The sequence below is a fragment of the Arthrobacter sp. SPT-J7 genome, from assembly GCF_059089965.1.
In genome coordinates, this window is the sequence record NZ_JBNHFF010000221.1 from 1 (window position 1) to 5,222 (window position 5,222).

The following is a 5,222-nucleotide window of genomic DNA, read 5'->3' on the forward strand; positions in this document are numbered from 1 at the left end:
CCCCGCACCTCACGGAACGCGGGCGCCGGCGGTTGTTCCGCCGTCGCCCGCTTTCTCCGCTTTACCTCAGTTTCCCGTCAGCTCCGTGTGCAGCTTCTCCACGCGGGCCCTGATGTCGTCGCGGACCAGCCGCATGCGTTCCATACCCTCAATCCCGCGTTCGGAGGGCTCGTCGGTTTCCCAGAGCTCAAAACGGACGCCTTCACGCGGCTCAAGTTTTGCTTCGGTGCCGAGGACCACCACCGCGTCGACGGCGTCCAGCACCTCATCGCTGACCGGTTTGGGGTGCTCACCAGCGATGTCGATACCCAGTTCTGTCAAGGACTCCACCGCCTGGCTATTCAACGACTTCCCGGGCCTTGTGCCTGCGGAGTAGACCGTGACGGCGCCGCCGGCCAACTGGTTCATCAGTCCCGCTGCCAGCTGGGACTTGCCGCCGTTTTTGCTGCAGACGAAGAGCACGGCAGGTTTCCGGGCGTCCGAAGCTTGCTGGGTCATGGAGGGGATTCCTTTCAGTTGGTGCCGGAGCGGCCGTGGGACAGCCCGGTGGGGAAGCCCACCAGTACCGGTTCCGGGGCGGCGCAGCAGGCGCCCTCCCCGTACGGACCAGCAGGGGCCGGGGCTGGAACGTCGCAACTGCTGCCTGCATCGGTGGAGCACACTCCCGTTTCGGGGAGTTCGAGCTGGACAGTGTCCGCGGCTTCGCGGTCACCGGCCAGGGCAGCCACCACGGACCGGACCTGCTCGTAACCGGTGGCGAGCAGAAACGTGGGCGCCCGGCCGTAGGACTTCATGCCCACGATGTAAAAGTCCTTGTCCGGGTGGGCCAGCAGCTTTGCGCCGTGCGGTGGAACGGTGCCGCAGGAGTGGAACTCCGGATCGATCAGCGGGCCCAGCTGCACGGGAGCTTCCACTGCAGGATCCAGGTCCAGCCGGAGTTCGCGCAGGATGTCCAGGTCAGGGCGGAAGCCGGTGCAGGGAATAACGACGTCGGCCACCACGGTGCGGCCATCCACGGCGGCCACAGTGACGCCGGAAGGCGTGGCTTTCATAGCGGCGATGCCGAAGCCCGTGTGGAGTTCGATCCTGCCGGCCTCCACCATGCGCCGCACCCGGGCGCCAAGCTGTCCCCGCGCCGGAAGCCCGTCAGCGTCGCCGCCGCCGTAGACCTTCTCCGCGGAGGCCCCGCGGACAGCCCAGGCGATTGTGGTGTCCGGCTCTTCCTTCGTCAGGTCAGCCAGGCTGATGAGGGTATTCGCAGCCGAGTGCCCTGCTCCCACCACCAGGACCCGGCGCCCGGCGAAGACGGCCCTGTCCCGTCCTGTGACGTCAGGCAGCGGCCCTGAGATCCAGTCCCCCGCCGCGTCTTCGCCGATTGCCGGCAGCCCGGACGTGCCCAGCGGGTTGCGGCGTGACCAGGTGCCGGACGCATCGATGACCGCTGCCACTGTATGGTCCCGGATTTCGCCGTCCGCGTGCTGCACGCGGACCAGGAACGGCGCACTGTCGCGGTTGCGTACGTGGGTTTTGTCCACGCCCTGCCTGCTGACGGCCACCACGCGGGCGCCGGTCTGCAGCCGGGAGGAAATCTCCGGCAGCGCCGCCAGCGGGGTGAGGTAGCTGTCCACCAGCTCGCCACCGTAGGGCAAAGCTGTAAGCCGCGGAGACTCCCAGCCGGCGGCCTCGAGCAGGCGGAGGGCGGCAGCGTCCAGGTTGAACCGCCAGGGTGAGAACAAGCGGATGTGGCGCCACTGCTCAACGGCCGCACCCGCCGTCGGGCCTGCTTCAAAGACCAGCGGCTCCAGGCCGCGCTCCAGCAGGTGGGCCGCGGCGGCCAACCCCACGGGCCCGGCGCCGATCACGGCAACGGGAAGGGCCTTAGTTGATTCCATGGTGTCCTCTTTCACGTGGGGGGGCCGGCGGACGAATGGTCAGCAGCAGTCCTGATCGTCGTCGCAGCAACCGGAGTCGCCGCAGCATCCTGTCGTCATTCCGCTCACCCCCTCCCCTTTTCCGGGTCCTAACTGTGGGTTGGTTCCTCGACCAGCGCGGTGGCGATGCTGTCCGCATCCTGCAGCGCGGCGAGGTAGCGCTCGGCGTCGAGGGCAGCGGCGCAGCCCGTGCCGGCGGCGGTAATGGCCTGGCGGTACCGGTGGTCCACCGCGTCGCCGCAGGCAAACACACCGGAGAGGTTGGTGACGGTGGTGGGCGAATCCACCTTGATATAGCCGTCGTGATCGAGGTCCACCTGCCCGGTCAGCAGTTCGGTGCGCGGCACGTGGCCGATCGCAACGAAGATCCCGGTGGCGGACTGGTGCCGGGTCTCCCCCGTGCGCGTGTCCGTGAGCGTCACCCCGGAGACTTTCCCGTCACCGTGAATGGCCGTGACGGCCGAGTTCCAGGCGAAGGTGATCTTGGGGTTGTCCTTGGCCCGCTGCGCCATGATGCGGGAGGCGCGCAGCTCGCCCTTCCTCACAACGACGGTGACTGACCTGCCGAAGCGGGTCAGGAACATCGCTTCCTCCATGGCCGAGTCCCCGCCGCCAACCACGATGATGTCCTGTTCGCGGAAGAAGAACCCGTCGCAGGTGGCGCACCAGGAAACTCCGTGGCCGCTGAACTTCTTCTCCTCCGGCAGCCCGAGTTCCTTGTACGCGGAGCCGGTGGCCAAGATGACGGCCGGGGCACGGTGGGTTTCGCCGCCGCCGGTGACCACCGTCTTGAGATGGCCGGCCAGCACAACCTCCGTGACGTCGTCGAACACTACCTTGGCGCCGAACTTCTCGGCCTGCTCCTGCAGCCCGTCCATAAGCTCCGGTCCCTGGATGCCGCCGGGGAAGCCCGGGAAGTTTTCCACTTCGGTGGTGTTCATAAGCGCACCGCCGGCCGTCACCGATCCGGCCAGCACCAGCGGCTCAAGGCCGGCCCGGGCAGCGTAGATGGCAGCGGTGTAGCCGGCAGGGCCTGAACCGATGATGATCAGCTGTTCGGCTGCGGCGTGCTGGTTGTTCGCGCTAATGGTCACGGCAGGGTCCTTTGCTTCAGGCGTGTGGGAAAAGGCTACTGGGCGTCCGGGTGCCGTGCGGGTACCAGTTCCGTGATCAGGTTCTCGATGCGGGTCTTGATGTCGTCGCGGATAGGGCGCACGGCGTCCACGCCCTGGCCGGCCGGATCTTCCAGGACCCAGTCCTCATAGCGCTTTCCGGGGAAGTAGGGGCATTCATCGCCGCAGCCCATGGTGATGACGACGTCGGATTCCTTGACAGCCTCGGTGGTGAGGATTTTGGGGATTTCGGCGGACATGTCGATGCCGAGCTCTGCCATGGCCTCGACGGCGGCAGGGTTCACTTTGTCCGCGGGCTGTGATCCTGCCGAGCGGACCTCCACCGCACCCTTGGCCATAGTGGTGAGGAACGCGGCGGCCATTTGGGAGCGGCCGGCGTTGTGGACGCAGACGAAGAGGACGGAGGGCTTCCTGGCTGTTTCGGTGGTCATCATGTCTCCTGGGGAAGTCGTGGTTCAGCGGGTGGCGGGGGCGAAGTAGCGCCGGCGCGCCCAGAGTGCGGCGTATACAAGTGCAACAAGTGCGGGCACTTCAATCAAGGGGCCGACGACGCCGGCGAGCGCCTGCCCGGACGTGACACCGAAGGTGCCAATCGCCACAGCGATGGCCAGTTCGAAGTTGTTGCCGGCGGCGGTGAAGGCGAGGGTTGTGGTTTTGGCGTAGCCGAGGTCCAGCCACTTACCCACGAGCATGCCGGCGCCAAAGACCACCACGAAGTAGACCAGCAGCGGCAGCGCGATCCTTGCGACATCAAGTGGCCTGGAGGTAATGGTGCCGCCCTGGAGGGCGAACAGGAGTGTGATGGTGAAGAGCAGGCCGTAGAGCGCCCAGGGCCCGATCTTCGGCAGGAAAGTACCTTCGTACCAGTCCCGGCCCTTGGCTTTCTCCCCGAGCGTCCTCGTGAGGAAGCCGGCCAGCAGCGGGATGCCAAGGAAGATCAGGACGGAGGCAGTGATGGCCCAGAAGGAGAAGTCCGCGCTGGTGGTGGGCAGGCCAAGCCAGGACGGCAGGAGCTGCAGGTAGAACCACCCCAGCGCGCCGAATGCGACGACCTGGAAGACGGAGTTGATGGCCACCAGCACGGCGGCAGCCTCACGGTCACCGCAGGCGAGATCGTTCCAGATCATCACCATCGCTATGCAGCGGGCCAGCCCCACGATGATCAGTCCTGTGCGGTACTCAGGCAGGTCGGCCAGGAAGATCCACGCCAGGACGAACATGAACGCCGGGGCCAGGAGCCAGTTGATCACCAGCGAAGAGACCAGGAGCTTCCTGTCCGCGATGACCCGGTTCGCCTGGTCATAGCGGACTTTGGCCAGCACGGGGTACATCATCACCAGCAGGCCGATGGCAATGGGGAGGGAAACATCACCGACCTTCACCGCTTCCAGTGCGGTATCCAGGCCCGGGACGAGGCTGCCCAAAGCCAGGCCGAGCAGCATGGCGGCCACGATCCAGACGGGAAGGAACCGGTCCAGCGTGGAGAGCCTGCCAACGACGGCGGCCTCTCCGGGGGCTGACGGCGGCTGGTGTGTCTGGGTACTCACGGTGCTCCTGTGCGGCTCAACTAAATTGATGGCTGTCGATATAAGAGTATGGACACCTATATCGACCGATGTCAATCTGTTGCATAATGGGGTACATGACCTCCCTGCAAATTCTCGAACCCGAGGTGGACGCCGCCTGCTGTACGCCGTCGGAGAAGCCTGCACTGAGCGCCCAGGAAGCCCAGCAGCGGGCATTGGTGTTCAAGGCACTGGCAGACCCGAACCGGCTCCGCCTGCTGTCCATCGTTAAGGCAGGGGAATCAGGCGAAGCCTGCGTGTGTGACCTCACGGAGCCGCTGGACCTTGGCCAGCCCACGGTCTCCCACCATTTGAAAATCCTGGTGGACGCCGGACTGCTGCACCGTGAAAAGCGTGGCACCTGGGCCTACTACTCGCTCGTCCCCGGTGCGCTCGATGAGGCGGCCGGACTCCTGGCGACGCTGTGAAGCAGCAATCTGCGGCGCAAACGCAAGTCCGCGGCGCTGGCCCGGCCGACCTGCCCCAGGCACCACTGAGCCTGATCCCGGCGGTGCTGGTGTCGGCGTCTGGCTTTCTGCTGTTTGCCCGGGAGGACCGCGTCTCGGGCTTCCTCCTCCTGGCCGCCGCCCTGG

At 66.3% G+C, this 5,222-nt stretch carries 6 protein-coding genes; 1 reads left to right on the plus strand and 5 read right to left on the minus strand.

Annotated elements, in window-relative coordinates; translation table 11 throughout:
* Positions 1–66: 66 nt before the first annotated feature.
* From AC5RWX_RS29805 to arsB, 5 genes are all read right to left on the minus strand, one after another.
* Positions 67–498 carry an arsenate-mycothiol transferase ArsC gene (locus tag AC5RWX_RS29805; protein ID WP_494099828.1) on the minus strand — a complete coding sequence of 144 codons (432 nt, stop codon included), beginning with the start codon at positions 496–498 and terminating at the stop codon, positions 67–69.
* A 14-nt stretch (positions 499–512) separates the two neighbouring features.
* Positions 513–1,892, minus strand: coding sequence for an FAD-dependent oxidoreductase (locus tag AC5RWX_RS29810; RefSeq protein ID WP_494099829.1), 1,380 nt, complete (start codon positions 1,890–1,892; stop codon positions 513–515).
* Between the two features lie 128 nt (positions 1,893–2,020).
* Complete coding sequence (gene trxB, locus AC5RWX_RS29815) at positions 2,021–3,025, minus strand: thioredoxin-disulfide reductase (protein WP_494099830.1); 1,005 nt, start codon at positions 3,023–3,025, stop codon at positions 2,021–2,023.
* A gap of 35 nt (positions 3,026–3,060) precedes the next feature.
* Positions 3,061–3,495, minus strand: a complete 435-nt coding sequence (locus AC5RWX_RS29820) for an arsenate reductase ArsC (protein ID WP_494099831.1) — start codon at positions 3,493–3,495, stop codon at positions 3,061–3,063.
* A 24-nt stretch (positions 3,496–3,519) separates the two neighbouring features.
* Positions 3,520–4,611, minus strand: coding sequence for an ACR3 family arsenite efflux transporter (arsB, locus tag AC5RWX_RS29825; RefSeq protein ID WP_494099832.1), 1,092 nt, complete (start codon positions 4,609–4,611; stop codon positions 3,520–3,522).
* A gap of 95 nt (positions 4,612–4,706) precedes the next feature.
* Here arsB and AC5RWX_RS29830 point away from each other — a divergent pair, with 95 nt between their 5' ends.
* The gene (locus tag AC5RWX_RS29830) at positions 4,707–5,057 is read left to right on the plus strand and encodes an ArsR/SmtB family transcription factor (protein ID WP_494099833.1); all 351 of its coding nucleotides are present in this window, start codon (positions 4,707–4,709) and stop codon (positions 5,055–5,057) included.
* The last annotated feature ends 165 nt before the right edge of the window (positions 5,058–5,222 follow it).